Below are 25,339 nucleotides of genomic sequence, written 5' to 3'. Positions count from 1 at the left end.
GCTAACAAACCTTGCATGAACTACGTCCGTACTCTCATAGCACATGTGGCGTTGACGCTGGCTGCCTCCACGCTGCTGCATGCGCAGCCGGTGGTACCAACGCCTTCAGCGCGCGCCCATTCAGCTGGTGACCCTGCCAGGGCCCTGGCGGCCCTGACCAAAGCCGGAGGCGAAGCGACCAGTGCTCCACTGGACTGGCAAGCCTGGCGATATATATGGTTAGTAGATCTGCATCAGGGCGACAATGCCGAGCGCGCACTGGCCCAACTGCAACAAAACAGCAGTGCCAGCACCGATGCTGGAAAAAGCATTGTGGCATGGGCCACAGCTGAAGGCGCCCGACGACAGGGGCGATATCAGGATGCACTGACTGCGCTGGAGCGCGGGCCCAAGACGCCCGAACTGCTGATACTGCAAGCCCAAATCCGGAACGAAATCGGTGATTACCGTCGGGCTGCCGCATTGGCCAGCCAGGCCATGACCACCGCACAGGCTGCCGTTTCTGCTACAACTCCAACCGACAAAGCCGCCAAGGCTGCTGCTGAAACCGCCCGCCGACTGCCCCAGACCGCTCGCATTGTGCTGGGCGAGGCGCTGGTAGGCCAAGCCGAGTTTGCCGCTGCCGACTCAGTGCTCAACCCGCTGGTTTCTGACAAAGTGCTGGCGAAAGAATATGCAGGCCATCCACTGCTCAGCGACGCACGTTTGTTTCTGGCACGCAACGCTGCCCTTGGACAGAAAAGCCAGCTTGCCGTGGATCTGTACCGCAAGGCAGTAAGCAGCATCAAGAGTGCCTATGGTCGCAACAACCCGCGCTACCACCGTGCGCTGGCCGAGTATGGCGCTTTCATTGGCCAACTGGGGCCAGCCTACAACATGGAGCGGATTGACGTGAGCAAAGAACTTACCAAGACCATCGCCACTCTGGAAGCCCAGGCCAAAGACCCCAAGAAAGCCAAGCCACTGACCCTGTGGATGACCGCACTGGCCAAAGCCGACATGGCTTTAGGCTATGGCAATACGGTGCAGGCCCGCGCTATGGCTACCAAGGCTTACCGAAACCTGGTAGAGTTGAAAGACACAAGTGCTGGCTATCTGAGTCAGGTATATGCCCGTTTTGCAGCAGCGGATTTGAAATCTAAGCGCTACACGCCTTCGCTTATATATCTGCGCGAGGTTGTGAAGCATTATGACGCCCAGATGGGTACCCAAAACACCCTTTATGCGGGTGTACTGGCCCAACAGGCTGCCATTCAGGGAGGCAAGTACGAAATGGAGCAGGCGCTGGCCCTGTATGAGCAGGCGCTGAAAGGCAGCGAAGCAGTACGTAATGCCCGGCACCCCGAGCACATCAACCTGATGCTGGCGCTGGCCGATGTACAGATGGCACTGGCACGGTTCCGCCCAGCGCAGACGACGTTGGAACAGGTGCTGGAAGCGCAAAAGTCGCTGTACGGGGCGACGAGCCTGCCCGTAGCCCTGACGGCAGATCGCCTGGGCAAGCTGGCGCTGGACGAAGGTCTTTACTTACCCGCCAATACCAACCTGGATCTGGCGCTAAAGACCATCCGGGCCCTGAGCACCGAACACCTGCTGGACGAGGCCAACATACTGGACCACCTGGCCCTGCTGGCCCAAGCCAAAGGCGACTACAAGAAAGCCGAGGAATACTTCCTGGAGGCCATGCGTCTGCGCCGCCGCGCCCTGAAAGGCGAAGAGCAGCTGGTGGCAGGCAGCACCACCAAACTGGCCGAACTGTACCAGCAGCAGGGCCGTTACACGGAAGCCATCAAGCTGCTGACGCAGGCCGTGGCAATTTTCGAGAAGGCCAAACGCACCGACGAAGAGTATACCAGCGCACTAAGCAGCCTTGCAGGGCTGTATACCCGCACGGGCCAGTACAAAGAAGCCGAAACCACTGCGCTGAAAGCCCGCGGCACCATCAAAATGGTGTGGAAGGAAAACAGCCTGCAATATGCCAACGCCCAGATTTTGCTGGCGCGTGTAGTGACCGAGATGGGCCGTTACCGCGAAGCTGAAGGCTATCTGAAGAGCGCGTTGGAAACCTACCAGCGGACCTATCAGGGGGCAAACATCAACACCGCCAAACTGGTAGCTCTGCTGGCGCAGAACAATTTCTACCAAGGCAAAGGCGCCCAGGCCGAACGCCTGCTGCTGGATGCCCTGCAACAAACCGAAGGAGCAGTAGGCAAGCAGCACATGGACTACACTGGTATGGAACGCCAGCTGGCACAGGTATACACAGGTATGGGCCGCTACAGCCAGGCCGATTCGCTGCTGGAACGCGTGCTGGCCGTGCAGAAGAACCTGGTAGGCGACAAGCATCCGGAGTATCTGCGTACCGAAGGCCTGCAAGCCGACCTCTTCACCCGCCTGGGCAAGTTCAAAGCGGCTGACGAAGCCTATCGCCACCTGTTGAGAGGCTGGAAGAGTGAACTGGGCGAGCGTCACCCCGACTATGCCTTCTATCTGGCCGACTATGCCCACATGCAGTGGCGCGCTGGCAAGGGCAAAGGCTCCGAGAAGACCTACATAGAAGCGCTGAGTGGGCTGATGACGCTGGTAGACCGCTACTTCCCTGGCCTGTCGGAGCAGGAAAAAGCAGAGTTCTGGAACAAGATTTCGGAGAAAATCGACCGCTTCTACCTGTTTGCCTTTGACCAGGGCGATAAGCGTGGCGACCTGCTGAGCGCGGCCTACAACCTGCGCCTTCGCACCAAAGCCCTGCTGCTGAGCCAGAGCGTGGGCATACGCAACCGGGTGCTGAGCAGCGACGACGCCGAATTGAAGAACCTCTTCGAAAACTGGCAGGCCCGCCGCGAGTATCTGGCTAAACTGTACACGCTGTCGAAGACAGAGCTGAAAGGCCTGAACGTGAAGGTGGAAGATGTAGAAGAAGAAGTGAACGGACTGGAACGCCAACTGGGCGAACGCTCTGAGCTGTTTGCAGGAGCCCAGAACGCCACGCCAGTGTGGACGGACATCCGCGACCGGCTGAACTCGTTTGAGGCTGCGGTAGAGATTTTCCGTCTGGAAGCTGGAACGGTGAACGCTGCCGACTCGGTGATGTACGCTGCGCTGATCGTAGACCGCGAGGCACTGAAAGCCCCACGTATGATTCTGATGACAGACGGCAAGATGATGGACCGCCGCTACCTGCTGAACTACTCGCGCTCCATCGCCAACCGGTTTGAGGACAAGAAGAGCTACGACGTATACTGGGCACCCATCGAGAAGGCCCTGGCTGGCCGCACGACGGTGTACCTGAGCACCGACGGCGTGTACAACCAGCTGAGCCTGCCCTCGCTGCGGAAACCCGATGGCGGCTATGTGCTGGACGTAAAGGACATCCGGTATGTATCCAACACGCGTGACCTGCTCGACGAACGCATCAAGCAGTATTTCGACGGGAGAACCGCCACTTTGGTGGGCAACCCCGAGTACACCGATGCCCGCACCGCTGCACAGCAGGATGCCTTTACCATTCCGGCACTGGCAGGTACCCAAACCGAAGTGGACCGCATTGAGGGTGTGCTGCAACGCGGCGGCTGGCAGACCGAAGTGCTGACCGACAGCCTGGCTTCGGAGACTCAGCTGAAGCGCCGGAGCAACCCGCGCCTGCTGCACATTGCCACGCACGGTTTCTTCTACTCGCTGAGTGATGACCTTGCCGACGACGCGGGTGCGGGCCAAGGCCAGGTGATTGGTGTGCAGGCCAGTGCGGCACGCAACCCGCTGCTGCGCTCAGGCCTGTTCCTGTCGGGTGCCAGCTCTACCCTGGGCGCCGACACCACCGCCAGTGGCACCAGCACCACACTGGAAGACAACGGCATTATCACTGCATACGAAGTAATGAACCTGAACCTTGCGAATACCGACCTGGTGGTGCTGAGCGCCTGTGAAACCGGCCTTGGCGAAGTGCGCAACGGCGAGGGTGTATATGGCCTGCAACGCGCATTTGCGGTGGCAGGGGCCAACAACATCATTATGTCGTTGTGGCGAGTGAATGATGCTGTGACCCAAGAGATGATCTCACTGTTCTACCAGAACTGGATAGAGAACAAGCAGGACATGTACAAGGCCTTCAAGGCGGCGCAACAAACCATCCGCGCCAAATACGAAGAGCCCTACTACTGGGGCGCCTTCGTGATGGTGGGCGCCTGAGCCACCCTCACGGTATAGAAACAGAAAAGCCCCGGAAATCCGGGGCTTTTTCATTTTGCAGAAGGGAAATCAGTAGACTCAGTCGAGCTTGATTTCGTCTTCGTTCTCGTCGAGGTATTTGACACCGGTAAACGGCAGCGAAGCCTGGGCTTCAAGGCCTATCCACTTGCCATACTTGAGGAACCAGCGATGCTGGCGGCTGGGAAATCCCTGCTTGAAATAAGCCACCACAAAGGGGTTGGCCAGCACACGGAGTTTCTTGAGCCGCTGGTTGCGGATGAGATACTCGATGTTCTTCTCGATGGTGTCGGATATGACGATACTTGGGCCGATTTTGCCACTCCCCCCGCAGCTTGGGCACACTTCATCGGTGACGATGTTGACCTCAGGGCGCACGCGCTGACGAGTAATCTGCACGAGGCCGAACCGGGAGACGGGCAGGATGGTATGCCGGGCGCGGTCGCGCTTCATCTCAGCCTTGAGCTGGGCATAGACCTTCTTGCGGTTCTCGGGGTTCTTCTGGTCGATAAAGTCTATGACGATGATACCGCCCATATCGCGCAGGCGGAGCTGTCGGGCGATTTCGGCGGCAGCTTCCAGGTTAATGCGCAGGGCATTCTCCTCTGGGGAGAGGTCGCCGGCGCGCTGGCTGCCGCTGTTTACGTCAATTACGTGCAGGGCTTCGGTGTGCTCGATAACGAGGTAACTGCCGCCAGACATGTTGACGTTTTTGCCGAAGCTGGCTTTTATCTGCTTCTCAACGCCGAAGTGCTCGAAAAGGGGCTGACGCTGCTTTTTTAGTTGCAGCATTTTGCGGCTCTCGGGCTGGTTGGTGTCGAGATACTCGCCGATTTCCTGGTAGACCTCGTCGTCATCGGTATGGATGGCATCGAAGCCGATGGAGAGCATGTCGCGAAGGATGGACGTGGTGCGGTCCATTTCGCTGAGCACCTTACGGGGCGGGGTAGCGCCGATGGACTCCTGACAGAGGCGATCCCACTTGGCGAGGAGGAGTTTGAGCTCGGCCTTGATTTTGTCGAAATCGACGCCTTCGGCTGCGGTGCGGGCGATGATGCCCACATTCTTGGGCAGAATCCCTTCGAGCAGCTGTCGGAGGCGGCGTTTTTCCTCACCGCTCTTGAACTTGCGGGAGACTGAAACCTCAGACCCAAAAGGGATGAGGATAATATACTGTCCGGGTATGGAGATTTGGCTCGAGAGGCGAGGGCCTTTGGTCGAGATAGCCTCCTTCATAATCTGAACAAGGATGGACTGCCCTACCTTGAGGACATCGGCCATCTTGCCGTGTTTGTCGATATCGGGCGCGGCCTCGAAGGTATTGAGGTCGGGCACGTTTCGGTTCTTGAGCACGCTCTGCAGGAATTTGTTCTGCGAGCGCACCTGGGGACCCAGGTCGAGATAGTGCAGGAACCCGTCGCGGTTGTAGCCGACGTCTACGAAGACGGCATTGAGCGACGGCAATATGCGGGTGACACGGCCCAGAAACACATCGCCTACGGAAAAGAGGTTGTTCCGTTTTTCGGTGTGGAGCTCGGCCAGCCGCTTGTTCTCCAGAATCGCAATCCGCAGGCCCTCATCCGTACTGCTGATAATCAGTTCATTCGCCACGAGTGGTGGAGATTAGGATTGGGGGTTAACGGAAGAAAACGCGAAGAGGGACGGCGCGAGGACGGCCTGTGGTGGCGTTTACCCGATCGGAGCGGCGCTGATGGCAGTGCAACGCAGGGTTTGGAATACCCTATTACGGCAATACCCGCCGACCAAAGGCCGGCGGGTGCCATTCCGTTGCGGGCCGCATGCGCGGGAAAGCTGAAACGCGCACCGGACACAGGCAGAGCCTGTGCGCCCGTCACTAGCGCACTTTCTTCTTATGACGATTCTTTCTCAGGCGCTTCTTGCGCTTATGGGTGGCCATCTTATGGCGTTTACGTTTTTTACCGGAGGGCATAGTGCGCTAACGGGTTAAAGGGGTTAAACAAACAGTCGCGGTCAGTTGAGCTTGGCCTGGGCCTCCAGAATGGCGGCTTTCAGTTCAGCTACAGGATTGCAAGAAAGGGCCACCGAAAGTTGCTGGCGTGCTTCGGCAGATTTGCCAGTAGCCGCCAGCGCCTGGGCCAACAGAAAGTGGGCTTCGGCGTCCTTGGGGTGGTATTGTACAGCCGTGCGGAAGCGCTCTACGGCTTTGTCGTTCTGCCCCGTCTGGAGGGAGAACCGGCCGAGTGCGAGGTTGGCACGGAGGTTATCGGGGTGCTTGGCGGCGAGGTCGCGAAGGGCAAACATACCCTTGGACATCATGCGCGTGGGGTCGCCCGATTGAATGTGCAGCAGGGCCAGGTCTATCTGTGCTTCGGCGTCGTTGGGGGCTTTAGCCAGATACGCTTCGAAGGCTTCCACTGCCTCAAGGCCAAAAGCCTGGGCGCGGGCGGAATCGGAGCGGATGACAGGGCTCTGCATGGCTGCGTTATACAAGCGTGCAGCTTTGGCACTGGCCTCGGGTGTGCCCGAGAGCGCAGCGAGCTGGCGCTGGAAGCGGGCAGCGAGGTCGGGGCGGGAAGCGTTGACTGAGGCAGCGACCATGCGGTCGATAACGGAAATCCGCGCCTGGTCGTCGGTTGCTTTTTCGAGCTGGGCAGCAAGCTGGTTGAGGGCCTGTCCATCGGTACCCTCGGGCAGCGGGAGCAGGCCAGCAGCCTGAGCCGTAGCCGCCTGTGCAGGCTGTTGGGCGGCGTTGTCGCGATTAGCCGTGCCAGCGGTGAGGCTAGTGCGGTCGGCGAAAAGCAGGAGAACAAACACGACGGCACCCAGGCCCAACACGCCCCATTGGAGCCAGCCTGCACGTGCAGGGGCCGAAGTTTCAGGGTTTTGCTGGGTCTGGGACATCCGCAGGAAGTATTAGAGGCTTACTTTGCCGTTTCTTTCTTGGGAGACAGTTTGGGGCTGTCCTTCACCTTGGAGAGGAACACCTTGGCCGGCTTGAAGCTGGGGATGAAGTGCTCGTCGATGATGATGGGCTTGTTGCGGGAGATGATACGAGCCACTTTGCGCGCACGCTTCTTCACTACAAAGCTGCCGAAGCCGCGGATGTAGATATTTTCGCCTTCGGCCATGGTGGTCTTCACCACCTTGAAGAAGGCTTCCAACGAGGCAGAAACGTCGCCCTTGTCGAGGCCGGTCTTCTGCGAGATTTTCGTAACGATTTCAGCCTTGGTCACGGTGCTAAGCGGTTTATATTCAGTCCTGTGTTGTTTGAAAACGGAGTGCAAAAATAGCAAAACTCCCGTCCCCACAACTATTTAGATGAAAACATATAGCGAAGAGGGTGCGCCCGGGTGGCGATTGGTGCGGTGGTATGCCGATGCGGGGCGCGACCTGCCGTGGCGCCAGACGCGCGACCCCTACCGGGTGTGGATCTCGGAAATCATACTGCAACAAACGCGTGTGGCCCAGGGGCTTGGGTACTATGAGCGGTTTGTTTCGCGGTTCCCGACAGTGGAGCAACTGGCGGCAGCCCCGCAGGACGATGTACTGAAAATGTGGGAGGGACTGGGGTATTATTCGCGGGCCCGCAACCTGCACAAAGCCGCGCAGGAAGTGGTAGAAAAACTTGGGGGGAAGTTTCCGCAGACGGCTGCCGAACTGGAAGAACTGCCCGGAATAGGGCCTTATACGTCGCGGGCGATTGCCAGCCTGTGCTTTGACGAGCAGACGGCCGTGCTGGACGGCAATGTATTCCGGGTGCTGGCGCGGCTGCACGCCGATGCCACGCCGATCAACCGGCCGGCGACCCGGAAGCACTTTCAGGCACTGGCCGACGGGCTGCTGGGCACTGCGCCAGCGGCACAGTTCAACCAGGCGGTGATGGACCTGGGCGCCACAGTGTGCACCCCTACCCGCCCCCGGTGTGTAGACTGCCCCCTGCAAGCCGACTGCAAAGCCCTGAAACAAAACACGCAGGAAGACTATCCTGTGAAAGACGGGAAGGCCGAGCGCAAGGAAACAGAGATTGTGTTCTATCTGGTGCGACTGGGCGGCGACCGCTTTTATATACGCCAGCGCAACGAACCCCACCAGAAACTGTGGCGAGGGCTGTGGGAACTGCCGAACTCGGAGACCGACGTGACCGTGAGCGGCAGCAGCCGCAAGCTGCTGAGCCTGCGCCACGAGCTGACACACAAGCGCCTGATACTGACGCTACACGAAGTAGAGGCCAGCGCCTACACGCCGCATGCAGCCGATGTGGCAATTGGCTGGGACGAGGTGGCGCGGTATGCCTTCAGCCGGGCGGTGCTGCGGCTTTTTGAGGAGCTGGGGAAGCCTGCGGGAGCCCCTACGCTGTTTGACCAGGGGCAGTGAAGGGGCGGCCGGCGTAGAACTTCTCGGGGCGGGTGTACTTCCAGCGGCGGTGCGTCCAGAGCCAGGTTTCGGGCTGGGCCATGATGTCCTGCTCGAGGCGGCGGGTGAAGGCTTCGCAGATGTCGCCCTTGCCGGTCTGGGTGGGGTTGGCTTCGAGAATCTCGAGGTCGTAGCGGTAGTAGCCGCGCTTGACGCGCTTGATGGAGCAGTAAACGACGGTGAAGTCGAACCGCTGGGCAATTTTCTCGGGGCCGGTGAAGATGGCGGTATCCTGGTTGAGGAAAGGCGTCCAGTAGGCGATGTCGGGGTGCGGGGTCTGGTCAGCGACGAAGGCGTAGGAGGTGAGGTCGTTCTGGTACTGGACGACGGTTCGGAAGGTGTCGGCCACCTCGACGGGAATCATGCCGAAACGCGAGCGGACGCGGAACAGCAGCCGGTCGAAGTAGGGATGGTGCAGGGCCCGGTACAGGCCGACAATGGGGTGCGAGCCGTGGAGGGCGGTGCGTGATACGCCCCACTCCCAGTTGCCATAGTGGCCCAGCGTGATGATGAGGTGTTTTTTCTCGGCGGCGAGTTTGTTGAAGAGCTCGGCAGCGGGAAACTCGACACGCTTGCGGAGGGTGTCCGGCGACATGAGCAGCAGCTTGAGCGTTTCGAGGAGGAAGTCGCAGAACCAGGCGTAGAAGCGGCGGGCAATCTGTTCGCGCTCGGCCTCAGAAAGGTGTGGGAAGCTCTTGGCAAGATTTTCGCGCACGACCTTGCGGCGGTAGCCAATGACATCGCGGATGAGGAAGCAGATGGCATCGGAGAAAGCGTAGAGCAGCGGGAAAGGCAGCAGCGCAATAAAGTAGACGAAGGGCAGTGCCACCGCGTAGCTGACCATCCAGCCGAGGCGTTTGCGAAAGGGAACCGAAGAACTGCTCATGACTCAGTCAACGAAAAGAACGAGGCCTTTGAGGTATTCGCCCTCAGGATGATAGAGGTCAACGGGGTGGTCGGGGGCGTGTCCCGTCTGGCCGATGAGGCGCACCGAGCGGCCGGCGTCGGCGGCAGCGCCGAACACGACCTTGCGGAAGAGGTCGCGGGGCATGTGCTGCGAGCAGGAAAACGTGAAGAGGATACCGCCTGACTTGATGCGGCGTAATGCCTTGAGGTTGATCTCCTTGTAGCCACGCGCCGCGCGGTCAACCGTGCTGATGTGCTTGGTGAAGGCGGGGGGATCGAGGACGATGAGGTCGAAGGTGTCTTCGGGCATGTGGCGGAGATACTCGAAGCAGTCGGCGGTGAGGCCCTCGTGGCGGTCGGCGAGGCCGTTGCGCAGCATGGTCTTGTGTGCCTGCTCGGTGGCAAGGGCCGAGATGTCTACCGACACTACCTTTTCTGCACCGCCACGCAGGGCGTAGGCAGCAAAGCCCCCCGTGTAGCCGAAAGCGTTGAGGCAGGTGCGCCCCTTGGCCAGATGGCCTACCTGTGCACGGGCGTCGCGCTGGTCGAGGAAAAAGCCGGTTTTCTGGCCTGCCACGGGATATGCCCGGAAGAAGAGGCCGTTCTCCTGAAACTCCTGCTCGCCTACCCCACCGAGGAGCCAGGCGCTCTGGCGGCCGAGTTCGTGGGTGTCGCGCTCATCGCGGTCTTCGCCCTTGCGGTAAATGTGGCGAATGCCCTGCTGCTGAAGCCACTGCACAAGCAGGGGCTCGAGGCCGGACATGCCTGCGGTGCGGGCCTGAAAGACAGCGAGGTCGCCGTAGCGGTCGACGATGAGGCCGGGGAAGCCGTCGCCCTCGGCGTTGATCATGCGCCAGGCGGTGGTGCTGGTAGTGTCGAGGAGGGCTTGGCGCAGGCGCTGAGTGCGCTCCATGCGCGCCAGCCACCAGTCGGCAGTGAGGGCGTCAGCAGCGGTGCCGGAGAAGTCGAAGAGGCGGCAAACGATCTGGCTGTCGGGCTGCCAGTGGCCCAGTGCCAGGCGCTCGCCATCGTTGGTGTGCACTTCCACCACCGTGCCGGCGGGCACCTTGGGGGCCTCTTTCACACCCCCACTGAAGAGCCAGGGGTGACGGTTGCGGACAGAGCGATCGCGGCCCGACTTAAGAACGACAACAGGAGCAGACATAGAGAAACGCGGGCGCGGAGAGGAGAAAAATCAGGCGGGCTGAACCAGCCGGTTGGTGATACGGCCGTCCTTGAAGACCGGCAGCACGGGGTGGGTATCCTGGCGGAGGCAATACTTGACGTCGCGCTGGAGGCCGAGCTGGAGTAGGCGGTCGCGGTGGATGGAGCGGCGGAAGAAGTCGCGGAGATTGGCGGTGGCGTCGCGGTGAAGCATGTAGGCGATGGTAGAGGCGTCGTCGCCTGGGGCGAAACGTGACTCGAGCGCACCTACCATTGCCCCTGCGAAGACACTGTCCTCGAGGTTGACGTTGTTCTTCCAGCCGGCGCAGAGCATGATGACCTTTCGGGCATCGGAGCGGAGGAGGTAGTCGACCAAGACGGACATGTTGGCGAAGGAGCCGATGAGGACCTCGCGGGCGCTGCGGGCAGCATGAAGTGCCTGTGTGCCGTTGGTGGTGGTGACGACGATACGGGCACCCTGCATGTGGTCGCCCATAAAGCTGTAGGGCGAGTTGCCCATCTGGAAACCGGGAACAGTTTCGCCATTGCGCTCGGCGGCGGCAATATACCCCTGCTCAATGTAGGGGTAGCACTGCTCTACCTGCTCGACGGGGACGATTTCGGAAGCGCCATGCCCAAAGGCCACGCACATGGAAGTGGTGGCACGCAGCACGTCGATGACGACGACATGGGCATCGGCCAGTTCTACATGGGGCAGCAGTGCGGGCGAAAGACACACCCGCACTTTGCCGGAAGCGGAGGTCAGTCCTTGGCCATCCATCGTGCCAGACTGGTGTTTTTAACGAAGGGGGCTTTGGTCACGACAGCCTTAACGCCCTTGTCGCGGATGACGATTTCGATTTCGGTGCCTTCCTTGGCGTAAGCAGTGGGTACGTAGCCCATGCCAATGCCCTGCTTGAGGCTGGGGCTGAAGGTGCCGCTGGTGACTTCGCCAATCTTCTCGCCGCCGGGCAGCTGAATGGCGCAGTGACCACGGGGAATGCCGCCGCGCTCGGTAACGACGAAGCCTACGAGCTTGCGCTTGAGGCCGTCGGCCTTCTGTTTGGCGAAGATATCGCTGGAGGTGAAGGCACCTTTGTCCAGCTTGGTGACCCAGCCCAGGCCGGCCTCGAGGGGGCTGGTGTTGTCGTCGATGTCGTTGCCGTAGAGCATATAGCCCATCTCCAGACGCAGGGTGTCGCGGGCGCCAAGGCCGATGGGCTCGATGCCGTGAGGCTTGCCTGCTTCGAGGATTGCATTCCAGAGGGCAGCGGTGTCCTTGGCGTGTACGTACAGCTCGAAGGTGCGCTCGCCAGTGTAGCCAGTGGTGGCAATGAGGACGTTGTCGATACCGGCTACCACGCCACGCTTGAAGGCATAGTAGGGTATGGCGTCGATGTCGACACTGGTGATGGACTTGAGGATGGCGGGGGCGTTGGGGCCGGAGAGGGCCAGCAGGCCAGTATCGTCAGAGATGTTGGTGAGGTCGGCGCCGATGGAGGCATTGCCTTTCTGGAACCAATCCCAGTCCTTATCGATGTTGCTGGCGTTAACGACCACCATGTACAGATCTTCTTCGATGTGGTAGACGATGAGATCGTCGATGAGACCACCGTTCGCATTAGGGAGGGTGTTGTATTGGGCCTTTCCAACGGGCACCTTGGAGACGTCGTTGGTGGTGAGGCTCTGGATGAGTGCCAGGGCTTTGGGGCCACGAACAAGGAACTCTCCCATGTGGGAGACATCGAAGAGGCCAGCGCGCTCGCGAACGGCGAGGTGCTCCTGGGTGTCGCCCGCGTAGCGGATGGGCATGTCGTAACCGGCGAAGGGGAGCATTTTGGCGCCAAGGCGCACGTGCTCGTCGTACAATGGGGTGCGTTTCACGGATGATGGCTTTGCGGGCGGCAAGTTACGGAAAAGGCGGACGGTGGCTGAAACCGTTTGGTCAGGGCCAAACACAGCAAACACCCGCCGTAGCGGGTGTTGCAACCACTTGGATCAAAAAACAGACTGGAGAGCGTTAGTTGGCCATTGCAGTAGGCAGTGGCAGTTCGTTGGTGCGGGCATCGGGTGCGGCGGGCAGGTCGGTGGGGATGCGCACAGTGAAGGCCGTGCGGCCGGGGCGGCTCTCGACTTCTATGCGGCCACGGTGCTTGTCTACGATGCGGCGGCAGATGTCAAGGCCCATGCCTGTGCCCTCGCCTTTGGCTTTGGTGGTATAAAAGGCCTTGAAGATGTTGGGCAACACCTCGGGTGGTATGCCTGGGCCGTTGTCGATAAAGCGGACGAGCATTTCTGCGCCCGCATCCTCCACATCAATCTGCAGTTCGCCCTTGCCCTGCATGGCCTGGATGGCGTTATGGATGATGTTGGTCCAGACCTGACTTAGTTCGTCGGCATAGCAGAGGATGGGGCGGGTTGTGTCTGGGAAGTTGCGGACGACATCCACGCCACCTTTCAGCTGGTTCTGATAGATGGTGAGCACGGTGTCGACGGTCTCGGCGAGGTCGGCAGGGACGGGGCGGTCGTCGGCCTGGCGGTGGGCATAGCTCTTGAGAGCGAAGACGATTTTCTGGGTTTTGGCGACGGCCAGCTGAATATTGTCGACGTTGAGACGGATGCGGCCTGCCACGGCCACGAGTTCCAGCGCAGCCGCACTGGCAGGGTGACGGAGCAGAGGCACGAAGGCATCTAGGTTTTCGAAGATGCCGATTTTGACGAGCTGGGCCGATAGGTCGTCGGCCTGTGCGATACCTGCCTGTGTGAGGGTTTCGAGTACGGCTTTTCTGTGCTGGCGTTCCTCGCGCGACGAGAGCGTGACGGCAAAGGACAGCGAGCGGTCGAGCATCTGGAAGAAGAGCTTCTGCGTGGGTGCATCCAGCTGTGACAGCACATCGGGCAACTGGTGGAAAGTGGGGCCAAGCGACTTGCCCAGACTGCCCGCCGCCGCGTTAATGGCAGCCAACGGCGTGTTGATCTCATGTGCCACACCCGCGAGCAGCACGCCCAGCGCAGCCAGCTTCTCGCTGTGCACCAGCTGGTTCTGGGTCTGCTTCAGATTCTCGAGGGTATCGTAGAGCTCGGCGTTGGTCTGGGCCATACGGTCGTTCTGGTCGGCAAGGAGCAGGTTGGCATCGTCAAGTTTCTGCTTCTCCTCGCGGAGGGCAGCAGTGCGGGCCTCCACCATCCGGGCCAGGTGATTGGCACGAGCGCGATAGGCACGAATGCGCCAACGGTAAGCCCCTACCCCAGCGCCCAAAAGCAGCACCCCTACCAAAAGGAGGAACCATATCCGTTCATAGAAGTGAGGTGCGATAACAACAGGCAAAGCAGCCTGCTGTTCCAGCCAGTTGCCTCCGGGCGTGCGGGCGCGCACTCGGAAGATGTATTCGCCACTGGGCAGGTTGGTGTAGATGGCGGTTCGGTCGGCGCGTGCAGTAGTCCAGTCGTTGTCGAAGCCTTCAAGCTGATACTGAAACTCTACCTTTTCACTGGCGATGAAGGTGAGGCAGGTGAAGGAGAGGGCAAGGGTGCGGCGCTGGTCGGCAGAGACGTCCAGTGCCTGTACGCCAAAGGTATTGAGGGGCTGTTCGGCAGCGAGGGCAGCCTCCACCACTACAGGCGGCAGGTAGCTGCTGACGGGACGGGTTACTTCCGGGATGACGGCCAGGCCCTGCACGGTAGGAATCCACATGCGGGCATCGGCGGAGCGGAGGGCCCAGCCATTGGCGGTGCATTCGTTGGTTCGCAGGCCGTCGGCGCGGGTGTAGACACGGAGGGGAATCTGGGCATCGGGCTTGCCGAGGGCGGCGAGGAGGTCGGCGCGGCGGGCCACCATGACACCCATGTCGCTGGTGAGCCAGAAGTTGCCCTTGCTGTCGGGCAGCACCTGATAAATGGTGTTGGACTTGAGGCCGTTGTCTACCGAAAGGGTGAAGAGCTTGCCGCCTTTGCGGGCCATGAGGCCACCGTTGCTGCCAATCCAGAGGATGCCCTCGGCGTCTTCGTGGAACTTATAAGTAACGTCAGAAGCCAGGCCGTTTGCGAGGGTCAGGCTTTGGGCGGCATCAGGATTGCCATTGGGCAGCAGCACAATTCCGTTTCCGTCGGTACTGACCCAGAGGTTGCCCTGCCGGTCTTCGAGGAGGTGGTGAATGACGCCGTTGGCGAGGGCTTCCAGCGTATGCCGCTTGAAGTTGGCAAAAGAATCGGCGGCGGTGGTAACGATGGACAGGCCCGAGCGGGTGCCGATCCAGATGCGACCCTTGCGGTCTTCGTAGACGAGGCGGTTGAGGTCTGAGGCCAGGCCGTTGGCGGTGGAGAAGCGGCGAAGACTGCCACGCTCCTGCCGGAAGAGACCATCATAGGTAGAGACCCAAAGACGCTGCTGGCTGTCGCGGAACAGGCCACGCACGCGCTTGCCCTTCAGAGACTCGAGGCCACGGGCAGGCTCTACCTGGCCGTTCACGAGACGGTTGACGCCAGCATCGGTAGCCACCCAATAGCTGCCAGCCGCATCCGGCAGAATGGCGTGCACGGTATTGGCCGAGAGGCCGTTGGCTTCGGCATAGTTGGTGAAGAGGCCATCGCGGAGACGGTTGAGGCCGCCGCGGCTGGTGCCAATCCAGAGGCTGCCCTCGCGGTCTTGCTGAAGGCAAAGTACGGTATTGTAGCTCAGTCCCTTTTCGGTATTGTAGACCTCCACCCGGCCAGTGGGCAGCAGGCGGTTGACCCCAGCAGCTGTTGCCAGCCACAGGGTGCCTGCGGCATCGGGCAGCACGTCGTGCACATAGTCGCTGGTAAGACCATCACGTTGAGTAGTGCGTTGCAGGGTGCCATCTTTGGCCAGCTTCACCAGCCCGGCGCCATTAGTGCCGATAAGCAGTGAGCCATCGGCGGCGAATGCCAGCGCCCGCACATACTGCGACCCCAGGCCATTGGTTGCGTTGAGCGTGACGCTGAGCAAGCCGTCCTTGAGGCAAAAAAGGCCGTTGCCTTTGGTACCAACCCACACGTAGCCATCGGGCGAAACCAGCAAAGCGCTGATGTCGGCATTGGCGAGGGCCAGTGGCACCCCTTTCTGCGAGAGGGAGTCTTTTTCCAGCACAAACAGACCATTGCTTGTGCCTACCCACAGGCGCTGCTGCTGGGGAGCCAGGGTGTTGACCATCTCGCTGCCCAGGCCCCGTGCAGTGCCATAGTTGCGGAACTGGCCATAGTGGTAGCGGACAAGCCCTCCTCCCAGTGTAGCAATCCAGAGGTTGCCAGTGGCGTCTTCAGACAGCGCAGCGAGGTCGTTGTTGCGGAGTGCGGGTTCGTTGCGCTTGGTGTAGGAGACGAACTGGTAGCCATCGAAGCGGGCCAGACCGTTGCTGGTGGCTACCCAGAGGTAACCGTTGGTGGCGTGCAACACCGCCCGAACGCCATTGCCTGGGAGGCCACGCTCGGTGGTGTATACATCGGACAGAAACTGGTCGGTGCGCTTGTCAGGGGCCAACGCGGGCTTCTGTTGGGCAAAAGCAGTGGCTACCAACCCCAGCAGGAGAAGCAGCACAGTTAGCAACCGAAGACTGGAAGAGCGGTACATGAGAGAAGCCTGTTTGTTGGGAGCAAAGCTCTGACGGGGCTGCAACGTGGCGGTGAAGACAGTTTTAGGACGGTATTAAGAAGCGAATGAACTGCCCGGCAACTACCCGTTCGTTTTAACCAGAGTGGGCACTGAACGCCTGAAAGTGTAACCTCCTGACAGCCGCGCGTATACCCCAAATGTGGCATGCATGAATGCCCCAAATGTGGCAGCATGAGCTCGTGGGGCCGGTTAACGCAGGGCTAACATGGCGGCTGTGTATTGTCTGTAACATACAGGCAAACGCGTAGAGAAAGCAGGCAAAAACGGCCTTCGCGAAGGAGCTGGGAGGCTGGCGCTGGAAGCGTCGTCTACGTAAAACTCACCGTGTAGCAACTGTATAGCGCGCGAAGGGGCCGAGGGGTAGCTGACAGCCTAGTTTTGCCTTAGTCGGAAACAGACAACGCATGACACAACACTCTCCCGCCATGTCGAACACTCCCGCCTCCACCACTCTTGCATCATTGACCGAACTGACCCGCGAGCAGCTGATAGCGCAGGTACAGGAACTGGAGCAGACCCGCTCTGCCCTTGAGGACAAACGTTTTGTAGACGCTACGATGGCGCAACTGGCCGAGACAATGCGCTGGCTGTCTGGCGACACGCTGAATAACTGGGCCGACCGTCTGCTGGAAGCACTGGTACGCCAGGTGAACGGCATGCAGGCCACGCTGTATCGGCACGAGCCGGGGCTGAACCGTCTGCAGCTGGCGGGCAGCTTCGCAGCCCCCAGCACACTGGCACAAACCGTAGCCCTGGGTGAGGGCCTGACCGGGCAGGCAGCCCTGAGCCGCCAACAGCAGTACTATGGCGACCAGGTGCCTTTCTATGCAGTGAGCGAATCGGTGCTGGCGAAAGTGGAAGCGCGTGCGCTGGTAATACAGCCGCTGCTGTACAATGACCAACTGGAGGGCGTGCTGGAAATCACGGCTTACCAAGCACTAACTCCCAAAGACCTGAGCCTGCTTCAGGCGGTGAGCGAAAGCATTGCCGCCAACCTGAGTACCCTGAGCGCGCAGGACAAAATCCAGCGGCTGTATCAGGAAGCGCAGGAAAAGAGTGAGGCCCTGCTGGCCCAGGAAGAAGAGCTGCGCCAGAACCTGGAAGAATTGGAAGCCACGCAGGAACAGATGCGTCATGCACAGGTACATGCCGAAAACCAGCGCCAGCAGATCCAGACCATCATCGATACGTCAGAGGATATGATTGTGGCGATGGACCGCAACCTGATTCTGACGCACTGTAACAAAGCCTTTGCCGACCGCTACAGCCAGCGTGGCATAGATGTGCGCCCCGGCCTGAGCTTTGACGACATCTTCAACGGAAACGAGAATTACGAGGCCCTGTTGAACATGTGCCACAAGGCGCTTGGCGGCGACTCGTTCTCCTTTGAGCTGCATACCAATGCTACCGACAATCTGCCCGAAGGTTGGTTCCATGTACAGTATAAGCCCATTTACGACACCGTTGGCGCAGTAGCAGGGTTCGTGAGCCAGGTGCGCAACATCACAGCCAACAAGCTGGCCGAGGCCGACATACAGCAGAAAAACGAAGAACTGGAAGCCCAGCAGGAAGAACTGCGCCAGAACCTGGAAGAGCTCGAAGCCACACAGGAGCAGATTCGGCATGCACAGGCATTTGCAGAAAACCAGCGGCGGGAAATCCAGACGATCATCGACCTGTCGGAAGACATGATTGCAGCGGCGAACCAGCACCTGGTGCTGACGCACTGCAATGCGGCCTACCGCACCGCCATGCTGAAGTATGGTGTGGACGTGCAGATTGGGATGAACTTCGACGAAATGTTCCACTCGATGGACACGCGGGAACAGCTGAAACAACTGGCCCAGCGAGCGCTTACGGGCGAGAAGTTCAGCTACGAGATGCACACGCCCGCAGCAGAGGGCATGCCCGAAAACTGGCTGCTGGTACTGTACAGCCCCATCACGGATGCCAATGGCCATGTCAGTGGCTATGTCTCAACCATCCGGAACATTACCGAGCAGAAGAGCCGGGAAGAGCGTTACCGCAAACAGCAGACAGCACTGCAACAGCTGGCCAAAAACTCTGACCTGACGGGTGGCGACGTAGACCGTGCGCTGGAACTGGTAACCCGTACGCTGGCAGAAACCCTCAATGTAGGTCAGCTGGGCATCTGGCTGTATAACCAAGATGCGCAGAGCATCATCAGCCGTAAAGTATACGATTCACCGAAGGAAGCCTTCAGCCAAGGGCTGGAACTGACACGCAAGGACTTCCCGAGCTACTTCGCCGCCATCGATACAGGCGAGATTCTGGTGTGTGAAGACGTGAAGACACACCCGGCCGTAGTGGAGTTCCAAGGCTATTTTGCGCAGTTCGGCATCGGCTCGATGTGCGATATTCCGGTGCGCCGCCTGGGCAAGATGATTGGTGTCATCTGTGCAGAGCACCTGGGCGATGCCCGCCAGTGGACCAGCGACGAGCAGGCTTTCATGAGCGCTGTAGCTGAAATGATTTCGCTGGCGCTGGAAGCAGCCGACCGCAAAAATGCGATGGACATAGTAGAGGCCAACGAGCGCAAGTGGGCCGAATACTACAACGCCAAACACTTCGAACTGCGTGAAATCAAGAAAGAACTGAAGACGCTGCGCGAAGAGCATAATCAGCTGGTAGCCCTTCAAGGTGCCGTGGCACAACTGCTGGCCACCGCCGAATATAGCCCCGAAGGCAAGCTGCTGACCCTGAATACCCGCATGGCCGAACTGATGGGCGGCAAAACCGATGCGCTGCTTGGCAAGCACCATGGCCAGTTGATTGCCGGTGCGGATGAGCAGGTAGATGAAGAAACGCTGTGGAGCGCTCTGGCCACTGGCAAGCCGGTACAGGTGTCGGAATTCTGCCCTGCCGGCAAGAAGCACAGCTGGAGCCTGAACAGCACCTATCAGCCAGTGCTGAACGCCGAAGGCAAGGTGGTGAAAGTATTGCAGGTGGCGCTGGCCGAACGTGTAGGCCAGCCGGTGAAGTAATCCGTAGGTAAGACAGGGAACCGATCAACCCCAGCTCTCATGAAAGCTTCATCACTCGCCACCGCCCCTGCCACCGATGTACTACAGGTGCACCGGTTGCCCGCTCTGCGGCTCCCAAGCTTCCGTGACAGCATCCGCTGGACGGCAGGTATGGACCGCGCTGCTTTTGGCCGCCAGGCCGCCCAAGCCGTTGCAGGCTATTTCGAACCTTACAGGATGTTGCAGGGTGTTATCTACACCTACAACCCTGACACACAAGCTTTGGAGCTGTTGGGAGGCTATGCCCTGCCCAATGGAACTCCCGAGCAGGTGAAGCTGGGGCATGGCCTGCTGGGACAGGCGGCGAAGTCGGGCCGAAGTGTGGTGCGGGTGAGCGACCCTGCCATGCGTGGCACCAGCACGGCCAGCCTTGTGACACTGTCGGCTGAGTCTATAGTCATCCAACCGCTGACACACAATGACCAGTTGGTGGGAGTATTGGAGTTCACCACCCTTCTGCCGCTGCCCAGTGCCGAAGTGGAGGGGCTGGCCGAACTGGCCGGCGCACTGGCCGGACAGCTGGACAGCTACAGCAGCCAATTGCGCATTGCCCTACTGCTGGCCGAAACCCAGCGCAAGAACGCCGAACTACAGCGACAGGAACAGGAACTGCGTGACAACATCCTGGCCCTGAACGCTGCCCAACGCGATCTGGAGCGCATGCAGGAACAGTTGGTACAGGCCAACCAGAACCTGGAATTACAGGTGCGCGAACGCACCGAAGAGCTGGAAGCCGCCCTGAACCACCTGCAAAACACACAGGACCAACTGGTGATGTCTGAGAAAATGGGGGCACTGGGTCAACTGGTTGCCGGCGTAGCCCACGAAATGAACAGTCCGCTGGGAGCCATCAAGGGCTCAGCGAACGTGATATCGGACCTGGTGCCGCGCCTGATAGACCAGCTGCCGCAAATGGCAGCTTTGCTGGGAGGCAAACAGCTGGCGCTGTTCCAGGAAGTGACAAAGCGCATACTGGTAGCGCAGCCGCAACAGATGACCTCGCGCGAGGAACGCCAGCTGCGCAAAGCCTACACTCAGGAACTGGAAACCGCTGGTGTGCCCGAGCCGGACACCGTAGCACGCGAACTGGTGGAGGCTGGCTTTCAGGGAGAGATTGCCAGCCTGCTGCCACTGTTTACCCAGAACGAAGATCCGCTGGCTATTTCCAGTGCCATATACTGCCTGGGCCAGCTGAAAGTGAACGTGGAAAACATAGACCTGGCCGCCAACAAAACGCGCAAAGTGGTGTATGCCCTCAAGAGCTATGCCTACAAGAGCGACGCCAACGACGAAGCGCCCATAGACCTGAAGGAAAGCATCGAAACGGTGTTGACCATTTACCACAACCAGCTGAAGTACGACATAGAACTGGCGACACAGTTTGCCGACGTACCACAACTGACGGGCTATCCTGACCAGTTGGGACAGGTGTGGACCAACCTGATACAGAACGCCCTGCAAGCCATGAGTGGCAAAGGCCGCCTGACCGTAAAACTGGAGCGCGTGGGCAACGAAGCCTGGGTGAGCGTGGAAGACAGCGGCCCCGGCATACCGGAAGACATCCAGCAGAAGATTTTCGAACCGTTCTTCACCACCAAGAAGCGTGGCGAAGGCACGGGCCTGGGGCTGGACATCTGCAAAAAGATCGTAGAAAAACATGGCGGGCGTCTGCTGCTGCGGAGCCAGCCGGGCAGCACATGCTTCACGGTGACACTGCCCATAGCCTGAGGAGAAAGGACACACAAACATGACAACGCCATCGCCGCTGAACCGCCAACTGGCCGGCCTGCACGAACTGACCGAGACGATAGACCGCCTGGCGGCACTACAGCGTCTGCGTGAACAGATGCAACTGTTGCTGGCGTTTCAGCAGGAGCAGGAACGCGGTTTTTTTGCGGCACCCCTCTCCACCAGTCTGCAGGAAGTGGGGCGCCAACAGCGCCGGCTGCTCCCCAGCACCTACATGCTGAATCAGCAGATGCCCAATGGCTTCGAAACCGCTGTATTTTACCAGCCACGGTATGCCGTAGGAGGCGACTTCTACTGGGCGCGGCCCCGGGAACGCGAGCTGGTGCTGGCCATTGGCGATGCCACCGGGCATGGGCTGTCGGGTGCGCAACTGGCGACTCACGGCCTGATGGCGCTGGAGCAGGTTCTGCCATCGGCGGAAGCCTCCACCCTTGCTGAAGAACTGGAACAACTGGACACGTGGCTGGGCCGCTACAAAGGCCTGTCGCTGCTGCCAGAAGAACAGCGGGAGAGCATAGAACTGGCGCTGGTGGCGCTGAGCCAGGATGTACCGGGGCAACTGCGCCTGGCATCAGCGGGCATTACCGGCTTTTTGCTGACAGGTGGCGAACTGCATGAACTGAAAGGCACCCGCCGCCCGCTCAACAGTCGGGTAGAAGTGCAGGAAGCCCTACCCTATGTGGAACAAACGCTGCAACTACAGGAAGGCGACACACTGTATCTGCTGACCGATGGCTATTTCAGTCAACTGGGCTGCACCCAGCAGGGCCTGCGCCCAATGCTGAAATGCCGCCTGATGGAACAAATGCAGATAATAGCTACCCTGCCGACCCTGGCCGAGCAGACGACTACCCTGAAAGCCTTTCTGGACTACTGGCGTGGCACTGCCCTGTCGCAGACCGATGACATACTTGTGATGGCCCTTCGCTACGGTGGAGAGGGTTATCATCCGCTACGCTGAGGCGCAGCTGCGAAGATGAGTGTGGAGAGTGTCTCTCCGAGAGTGGGTTCCGGGCTCGAAAGGGTCCGGAGCTTTTTGTTTTCGGAGTAAATGAAAACAGCCCCATCAATTGCGGGGCTGTTCGTCCAAAGCTAAATCCACCTGTAGATGGGATGAAGTCAGTCCCAGCGGCGGGGTGTACTGGCCCTTGGTGGCACCGGAGGTTTTGGGGTACTGCGGGGTGCACGAGGCGACACGGCAGCTGGGGGCGTAGGGGGCTCCGGCGAGTCCTCATCAAAGTTGAAGCGGAACTCTGTCTTGCCGTTGTCGTCTTCCATGCCCATGTCCTTGCGAAACTCCTGGTACATCTGGCGATACTTCTCCTGAAGATTGTCGGGGATGGCTTTCCCATTCACAATGGTACGCGCACTGCTGATGGAGATACTGGGCTTCTCGCCTTCCTTGATAATGCCATCGGCTACCAGATTGGAGAGCAACTTGGCCTGAAAGGCTTCTGATTTCTCTTTCATCATCTTACCCCAGGCCGACATTTTTACGCCAAAGGACCGCATGGAGTCCCCATAGACGCGCATACGTGCGGAGAACTCCTGCATGTTACGCTCGTGGTCACGGTGGAACTCAGCGTTGCGGCGCTCGATTTCGGTGTAACGCCGTGCGCGCTCGGCCTCAAAACGGCGGCTCTCAGCCTCCTGGTAGCGCTGATCACGGTCCTGCTTGCGACCCTTCTCGCGGGGGGCGGTGGCGTCACGGCCTTCGCGTTGCATATCACGAAGTTCGCGACGGGCTTCTTCCAGGGCTTCGCGCTGTGCTTCGGTGGCAATGCGAAGGGCTTCGCGGGCTTCTTCCAGTGCTTCGCGCTCCGCCGCTTCCCAGTCGGCGTCCTGCGGGCGCTCGGCCTCTCGGAGCGCCCGCCGGGCCTGATCCATCGCTGCTTCCACCTGTTGCTGAGAGATACGGCTGAGCTCTTCGCTGAGGATGGACATTTCGCGGTTGAAGCGCTCCATATCCTCTTTCAGCCTGGCATTGAGCTCGGCATCGGTCATCTTCTTGCGGCGGTTGGTGTCAAGCAGCGCCCAGAACTCAGGGTCCCACTGGACGGTCCAGCCCTGAAGACTGGGCAGCTGATTCTGTGTGTGGGCGTCCTGACGGGCCGCAAAGACATCGCGATCCGGGAGGTTATCGGCAATTGCATCGTCTTCCGGCAGGGTAAGTGCGGCTGCGGTAGCTTCCTCGGTGTCTACCAGGATTGGCGTTGCTGGCGAAGGAGGCTCGATGGGGGTAGTCTGGGCTTTGAGGGTTACAAAGCCCGCCAACACCAGCGCACCTACCATGGTAAGCACCAGCCCGCGGCTGATAGGCAGAATGCGGTCCTGGGGCTTATTTGCATTGAAGAGGCGCTGCACACGGCCCAGCAGCTTCTCGCGACGGGGAATGAAGGCGAGTGCATGGGCAGGTACTCCCTGACTCTGTTCAGCTACCTGCAAGAGGGTGCGGGCATACTGCATGCGGTCGGCGGCAAATAGCAGGGCACTGTCGTCGCAGCAGAACTCGCGCTCTTCGCGGATCTGAGCGGAGAGCCACCACACGAGGGGATGATAGAAGAAGAGCGCCTCCACAATACGCTGGGCCAGGTTGGCCCAGGCATCTCCGCGGCGAATGTGCGCCATTTCGTGAAGCAGCACTGCATCGAGCTGGTCTGGACTGAGGCCCGCCCAGATGCCGAGTGGCAGCAGGATCACAGGCTTGAGAAGACCAACCACGGTGGGCAGGGTAACCTCGGTGCTGGCGTACACTCTGGGTAGATGCTTCAGGCTGGCTTTCTGGGCCAGTGCAGCCAGACGGTCTGAGATGTGGAGGGGCAGGGGCTCGGCCGAACGCTTGAGGCGCTGCGTCTCGCGGAGGCCCAGTATCGTACGCGTCAACAAGACAACCACGCCGACGAGCCATGCGAGGGAGAGCAGGGGCAGCTGCGCCTGAAGGCGCTCCAATAGTGTTGCATTAGGAGCTTCTACTGTGATGCGGTAGACCTCGAGGAGGTCGGCCTCGGCTACTGCAACCGGCGCAACAGCCGTGGGGGCACTGTAGAGCACCCAGGTTGTAAAAGCGGCAGCAGGGATGGCCAGAAGCAAAAACATGCCGATACGGTGGCGGCGCTGCGGCGAGAGGGCAGGGCGCAGCGAGGTAAGCACGTAGTACAGCCCAGCGAGGAGGGTTATCTGCCACAGGCTGTGGAGCAGCACCACCCCAAGGGTGGTAGCGCTGTCAAAGAGCAGTTGTGTCAGCGGATTCATCGGAATTAGGATGTTGGGTGTGAGTGAGTGAGGCGGAGTCGATGGTGTCGAGGTACTGCCGGATTTTCTGCAGTTCGGCCGACGACGGGGTGTAACCACCGAGTGCCTGAAGCACCATGTCGGTAGCGGAGCCCCGGAAGGCTGTTTGGATGAAGCCCTGAAGCAACTGGCGCTGAGTGTCGTCGCGCTGGGTGCTGGCTTCATAAATGTGTGCCTTTCCCTGCAGGGTACGTCGGAGTAGGCCTTTCTCCGTCATAATCTGCATCTGCTTGAGCGTGGTGGTATATACGAGTTCGCGCTTGAGGGCAAGTGCCTCGTATACATCGCGTACGCTGGAAGGGCCACGCTCCCAAAGGACCTGGAGGATTTCCAGCTCGCCTTCAGAAGGTTGGGGGAGGTCGGTGAATCGTTCCATACAGCGAGAGCTAATGTACGAGTGAGTTCGTAGTTCAAAGATGTACGACAACCATCGTAGGTTGCAAGTTTTTTCTACGAAATCTTTCGTATAAAGTGTTAAGGACGATTAATAACCATTTGGTGATAGCTCAGACTGAGGCGTCTACCGTATTTGCGGGAACTGCGGAAGAGAAAGTAAGTTTTTCCCGTAGGCGAGAAAAGTCTAGCACAGTTTTTGCTTCCCAGTTTGGGAAGAGACATTCAGAGTAAAACTCAGGTCTCCGTTCGATATGCTGCCTGCCTTCTCAATAGACAACAACATGCGCATCTGCGTGAAATACCAGGACGATGCTTGCGTCTTCTACCTTCCATATGACCTGCTGCGGAAAGCACAGCTGAGCCCCGACAGTGAGTTTGAGGCACGCATAGATGCGGAAGGCCGCATTGTGCTGACGGCTGTGCCCGACATGTGGCAAGCCGTAGAGCTTCTCTTCAGCGGGCCGGAGGAGAACGACGAGTCGCAATGCGCATAAAAAGCTACACACTACCCATAAAGGGTGACGCATAAAACAAACGGACGATATATAACCGTCCGTTTTAC

16 protein-coding genes are annotated in these 25,339 nt (G+C 59.7%); 6 read left to right on the top strand and 10 right to left on the bottom strand.

Annotated elements, in window-relative coordinates:
* Positions 1–15: 15 nt before the first annotated feature.
* On the top strand, positions 16–4,185 hold the full coding sequence (locus AC2D8O_RS04415; protein ID WP_484677583.1) for a CHAT domain-containing protein: 4,170 nt from the start codon (positions 16–18) through the stop codon (positions 4,183–4,185).
* 78 nt (positions 4,186–4,263) lie between these two features.
* On the opposite strand, the gene AC2D8O_RS04410 is transcribed toward AC2D8O_RS04415, so the two are convergent.
* The 3 genes from AC2D8O_RS04410 to AC2D8O_RS04400 all read right to left on the bottom strand — a co-directional run bounded on the left by AC2D8O_RS04410 (position 4,264) and on the right by AC2D8O_RS04400 (position 7,418).
* Positions 4,264–5,814 carry an Rne/Rng family ribonuclease gene (locus AC2D8O_RS04410; protein ID WP_484677582.1) on the bottom strand — a complete coding sequence of 517 codons (1,551 nt, stop codon included), beginning with the start codon at positions 5,812–5,814 and terminating at the stop codon, positions 4,264–4,266.
* Positions 5,815–6,195: 381 nt separating this feature from the next.
* A complete protein-coding gene (locus AC2D8O_RS04405; protein ID WP_484677581.1) occupies positions 6,196–7,086 on the bottom strand; it encodes a tetratricopeptide repeat protein in 891 nt (296 codons plus the stop codon).
* A gap of 20 nt (positions 7,087–7,106) precedes the next feature.
* Positions 7,107–7,418 carry an HU family DNA-binding protein gene (locus AC2D8O_RS04400; RefSeq protein ID WP_484677580.1) on the bottom strand — a complete coding sequence of 104 codons (312 nt, stop codon included), beginning with the start codon at positions 7,416–7,418 and terminating at the stop codon, positions 7,107–7,109.
* A gap of 85 nt (positions 7,419–7,503) precedes the next feature.
* Between AC2D8O_RS04400 and mutY the strand changes: the two genes are divergently transcribed.
* Positions 7,504–8,559, top strand: a complete 1,056-nt coding sequence (gene mutY, locus AC2D8O_RS04395; protein WP_484677579.1) for an A/G-specific adenine glycosylase — start codon at positions 7,504–7,506, stop codon at positions 8,557–8,559.
* Here mutY and AC2D8O_RS04390 read toward each other — a convergent pair.
* The 5 genes from AC2D8O_RS04390 to AC2D8O_RS04370 form a co-directional block, all read right to left on the bottom strand.
* Positions 8,534–9,484 (bottom strand): lysophospholipid acyltransferase family protein, encoded by a 951-nt coding sequence (locus tag AC2D8O_RS04390; protein ID WP_484677578.1) that lies wholly within the window; start codon positions 9,482–9,484, stop codon positions 8,534–8,536. The genes mutY and AC2D8O_RS04390 overlap by 26 nt on opposite strands.
* Before the next feature lie 3 nt (positions 9,485–9,487).
* Positions 9,488–10,669, bottom strand: a complete 1,182-nt coding sequence (locus AC2D8O_RS04385; RefSeq protein WP_484677577.1) for a class I SAM-dependent rRNA methyltransferase — start codon at positions 10,667–10,669, stop codon at positions 9,488–9,490.
* A gap of 30 nt (positions 10,670–10,699) precedes the next feature.
* Complete coding sequence (locus AC2D8O_RS04380) at positions 10,700–11,449, bottom strand: 2-phosphosulfolactate phosphatase (RefSeq protein WP_484677576.1); 750 nt, start codon at positions 11,447–11,449, stop codon at positions 10,700–10,702.
* Positions 11,431–12,552, bottom strand: a complete 1,122-nt coding sequence (gene gcvT, locus AC2D8O_RS04375; RefSeq protein WP_484677575.1) for a glycine cleavage system aminomethyltransferase GcvT — start codon at positions 12,550–12,552, stop codon at positions 11,431–11,433. Before gcvT ends, AC2D8O_RS04380 begins: the two co-directional genes overlap by 19 nt.
* A 136-nt stretch (positions 12,553–12,688) precedes the next feature.
* On the bottom strand, positions 12,689–16,255 hold the full coding sequence (locus AC2D8O_RS04370; protein WP_484677574.1) for a two-component regulator propeller domain-containing protein: 3,567 nt from the start codon (positions 16,253–16,255) through the stop codon (positions 12,689–12,691).
* Between the two features lie 467 nt (positions 16,256–16,722).
* Between AC2D8O_RS04370 and AC2D8O_RS04365 the strand changes: the two genes are divergently transcribed.
* Genes AC2D8O_RS04365 through AC2D8O_RS04355 form a run of 3 tightly spaced genes read left to right on the top strand, consistent with a single transcriptional unit; the run spans position 16,723 to position 22,051 of the window.
* The gene (locus AC2D8O_RS04365) at positions 16,723–19,302 is read left to right on the top strand and encodes a PAS domain-containing protein (RefSeq protein ID WP_484677573.1); all 2,580 of its coding nucleotides are present in this window, start codon (positions 16,723–16,725) and stop codon (positions 19,300–19,302) included.
* A 39-nt stretch (positions 19,303–19,341) separates the two neighbouring features.
* Positions 19,342–21,069: an ATP-binding protein gene (locus AC2D8O_RS04360; protein WP_484677572.1), complete on the top strand. Its 1,728-nt coding sequence runs from the start codon at positions 19,342–19,344 to the stop codon at positions 21,067–21,069.
* Between the two features lie 19 nt (positions 21,070–21,088).
* Complete coding sequence (locus tag AC2D8O_RS04355; protein WP_484677571.1) at positions 21,089–22,051, top strand: PP2C family protein-serine/threonine phosphatase; 963 nt, start codon at positions 21,089–21,091, stop codon at positions 22,049–22,051.
* A gap of 158 nt (positions 22,052–22,209) precedes the next feature.
* Here AC2D8O_RS04355 and AC2D8O_RS04350 read toward each other — a convergent pair whose 3' ends face one another.
* Together AC2D8O_RS04350 and AC2D8O_RS04345 are read right to left on the bottom strand one after the other, a co-directional pair.
* Entirely contained in the window at positions 22,210–24,342 is a 2,133-nt protein-coding gene (locus AC2D8O_RS04350) for a M56 family metallopeptidase (protein ID WP_484677570.1), read from the bottom strand.
* On the bottom strand, positions 24,314–24,757 hold the full coding sequence (locus AC2D8O_RS04345) for a BlaI/MecI/CopY family transcriptional regulator (protein WP_484677569.1): 444 nt from the start codon (positions 24,755–24,757) through the stop codon (positions 24,314–24,316). Before AC2D8O_RS04345 ends, AC2D8O_RS04350 begins: the two co-directional genes overlap by 29 nt.
* Before the next feature lie 271 nt (positions 24,758–25,028).
* Between AC2D8O_RS04345 and AC2D8O_RS04340 the strand changes: the two genes are divergently transcribed.
* Positions 25,029–25,271 carry a hypothetical protein gene (locus AC2D8O_RS04340; protein WP_484677568.1) on the top strand — a complete coding sequence of 81 codons (243 nt, stop codon included), beginning with the start codon at positions 25,029–25,031 and terminating at the stop codon, positions 25,269–25,271.
* The last annotated feature ends 68 nt before the right edge of the window (positions 25,272–25,339 follow it).

This window comes from Pontibacter sp. T17 (assembly GCF_057219875.1).
Note: the sequence above shows the minus strand (reverse complement) of the source record. Positions and strands in the feature narration are given on the sequence as shown.

Bases quoted from the DNA above. Each gene is read 5' to 3' on its own strand.
- AC2D8O_RS04415 (WP_484677583.1), top strand. From the start codon at position 16: ATGAACTACGTCCGTACTCTCATAGCACATGTGGCGTTGACGCTGGCT.
- AC2D8O_RS04405 (WP_484677581.1), bottom strand. From the start codon at position 7,086: ATGTCCCAGACCCAGCAAAACCCTGAAACTTCGGCCCCTGCACGTGCA.
- mutY (WP_484677579.1), top strand. From the start codon at position 7,504: ATGAAAACATATAGCGAAGAGGGTGCGCCCGGGTGGCGATTGGTGCGG.
- AC2D8O_RS04390 (WP_484677578.1), bottom strand. From the start codon at position 9,484: ATGAGCAGTTCTTCGGTTCCCTTTCGCAAACGCCTCGGCTGGATGGTC.
- AC2D8O_RS04385 (WP_484677577.1), bottom strand. From the start codon at position 10,669: ATGTCTGCTCCTGTTGTCGTTCTTAAGTCGGGCCGCGATCGCTCTGTC.
- AC2D8O_RS04380 (WP_484677576.1), bottom strand. From the start codon at position 11,449: ATGGATGGCCAAGGACTGACCTCCGCTTCCGGCAAAGTGCGGGTGTGT.
- AC2D8O_RS04370 (WP_484677574.1), bottom strand. From the start codon at position 16,255: ATGTACCGCTCTTCCAGTCTTCGGTTGCTAACTGTGCTGCTTCTCCTG.
- AC2D8O_RS04365 (WP_484677573.1), top strand. From the start codon at position 16,723: ATGTCGAACACTCCCGCCTCCACCACTCTTGCATCATTGACCGAACTG.
- AC2D8O_RS04360 (WP_484677572.1), top strand. From the start codon at position 19,342: ATGAAAGCTTCATCACTCGCCACCGCCCCTGCCACCGATGTACTACAG.
- AC2D8O_RS04355 (WP_484677571.1), top strand. From the start codon at position 21,089: ATGACAACGCCATCGCCGCTGAACCGCCAACTGGCCGGCCTGCACGAA.
- AC2D8O_RS04350 (WP_484677570.1), bottom strand. From the start codon at position 24,342: ATGAATCCGCTGACACAACTGCTCTTTGACAGCGCTACCACCCTTGGG.
- AC2D8O_RS04345 (WP_484677569.1), bottom strand. From the start codon at position 24,757: ATGGAACGATTCACCGACCTCCCCCAACCTTCTGAAGGCGAGCTGGAA.
- AC2D8O_RS04340 (WP_484677568.1), top strand. From the start codon at position 25,029: ATGCTGCCTGCCTTCTCAATAGACAACAACATGCGCATCTGCGTGAAA.